Source organism: Bacteroides sp. An322 (assembly GCF_002161765.1).
Lineage (GTDB): Bacteria > Bacteroidota > Bacteroidia > Bacteroidales > Bacteroidaceae > Phocaeicola > Phocaeicola merdavium.
Window position 1 is genome coordinate 1 of record NZ_NFIN01000060.1, and the last position, 1,896, is coordinate 1,896.

The following is a 1,896-nucleotide window of genomic DNA, read 5'->3' on the forward strand; positions in this document are numbered from 1 at the left end:
GAAGGGTGGACTGCATCGTAGAGACACCGGACTATATCTATATCTTCGAGTTCAAGTTAGACGGTACGGCAGACGAAGCCCTCCGACAAATTGAAGAAAAAGGATATGCAAGACCCTACGAATCGGACGAACGAACCTTATACAAAATAGGGGTCAGCTTTTCTTCGCAGACGGGAACTATTGACGGTTGGAAGATGCAAGGCTAATCTTCCAGCCGGAATTCCGCCATCAATAAGACTTTTTCACGGTTTCCTCCAATCCGTACATCTTTAAAGATACGGTATCGACCGGGCTGATTCGGATGTATGTCAGGATAAAGGCTGGCGCTAAACATCCCTTCTTCTCCTGGGGATAACATATAACCGATGTCAATTACATTGTCATTGATAGGTACATAAAACCATTGTCCGTCCCGCTCGTATGCCAACGAATACCCTTCACCGTATAATATCGATGCTGCGGAAGTCCCGACATATCCCGTATTATTATGCAGGATAAACTTCACTGTCTGTGTATGGCATGGATAAACGGGACGCTCTGGCTCTAAAGAAATTCCCAATGTATCACTCGTTCCGATAAGCGTACAAAGTTCGTTTCCGGTCTTTCCCCTAAACTCCAGTGCAGGCGAATCGATAATTTTTTCCCGAAATTCCTTTTGCCTTTCGGGCGTATTTACAATCAAATTCACCGATAAATGATGTACTCCTGCACCGTAACCGATAATATTCGCATTGATTTCCGCATTTTCAGGAAGCGATAAGCGTTTGCTCATTTCATCTTGCAACATTTGTAATCTCTTTTGTGAGAATACCAAACCGCCTGTTAATTCCAATCGGAAAGCATCACTTTCTAATTTCTCCTCCAATTCTTGGCGGATAAGGACTGTGTCGCCTTCCACCTGAATCACCGGAACGCCTTTATCAAGATAAATCCCCATAAGGAAAGCCGGACAATTAGGATCACTCACTAAATCATCCAATAATCCATATGCTTTCTGTAAACGCTGTATGAGTTCCCTTCCTGTAATCCGTTCTTTCAAGGGCGAATTTTCCACGCGTATCGTATCAGAGGAGGTTGCGTCATGCACTGGTTTGCCCTTACATCCAATCAAGACAAACAAGCCTATTAATGCTAAGCATAAAATCTTGGTTCTCATAGCCGTTAAGTTTTTACTCTGGAAACAAAGATACAGAATCTTTTGGATAGATAATTGGCTTCCTGCCGTTTTTTGTTTATATTTGCGCATAACTTCTAAACGAATAAGCCATGAAATATCCGATAGGTATACAAAGTTTTGAAAAACTGGTAACAGAAGGCTATTGTTATGTAGACAAAACCGAACAGATTTACCAACTAACTCATGACGGCACAATTTACTTCCTTAGCCGCCCGCGCAGATTCGGGAAAAGTTTGTTAGTATCTACACTGAAAAACTATTTCTTAGGCAAGAAAGAATTATTCAAAGGACTTGCCATTGAAGGACTGGAAACGGAATGGGCGGAATATCCGGTGTTTCATATCGATTTCAATGGGAGTAACTTTACTACATCCGGTACATTAGAGAAGAAACTGGATGGATATATAGCCACTTGGGAGGACCAATATGGGAAAAGCACTTACTTAACAGATATGGGAGACCGTTTCGCATACGTCCTCAAGCAAGCCCATAAACAATCGGGCAAGCGTTGCGTAGTGCTGATTGATGAATACGACAAGCCGATATTGGATGTACTTGATACGGGCATCAAAGACGAAAGACAAGAACAGTTGTTAGAGGACCGGAACCGGGAAGTGCTGAAAGGATTCTATTCCGTGTTTAAGGCAGCGGATGATGACCTGCAGTTCGTATTGCTTACGGGAGTTACTAAATTCTCGCAAGTAAGCGTATTCAGCGGA

Annotated in this window: 3 protein-coding genes; 2 read left to right on the plus strand and 1 reads right to left on the minus strand. The window is 42.7% G+C overall.

Translation table 11 applies throughout. The features are described 5' to 3' along the window. Positions 1-206 (plus strand): PD-(D/E)XK nuclease domain-containing protein (locus B5F91_RS14690; RefSeq protein ID WP_204244710.1); only part of this gene is annotated, 206 nt, incomplete at its 5' end. Here the strand turns inward: B5F91_RS14690 and B5F91_RS14695 are convergent. Then, positions 203-1,156 (minus strand): immunoglobulin-like domain-containing protein, encoded by a 954-nt coding sequence (locus B5F91_RS14695; RefSeq protein WP_087429761.1) that lies wholly within the window; start codon positions 1,154-1,156, stop codon positions 203-205. The two genes, B5F91_RS14690 and B5F91_RS14695, sit on opposite strands and share 4 nt — an antisense overlap. A 110-nt stretch (positions 1,157-1,266) precedes the next feature. On the opposite strand from B5F91_RS14695, the gene B5F91_RS14700 reads away from it, so the two are divergent. Continuing rightward, positions 1,267-1,896 (plus strand): AAA family ATPase (locus tag B5F91_RS14700; protein WP_158099933.1); only part of this gene is annotated, 630 nt, incomplete at its 3' end.

Coding starts and splice junctions, on each gene's coding strand:
- B5F91_RS14695 (WP_087429761.1), bottom strand. CDS start 1,156: ATGAGAACCAAGATTTTATGCTTAGCATTAATAGGCTTGTTTGTCTTG.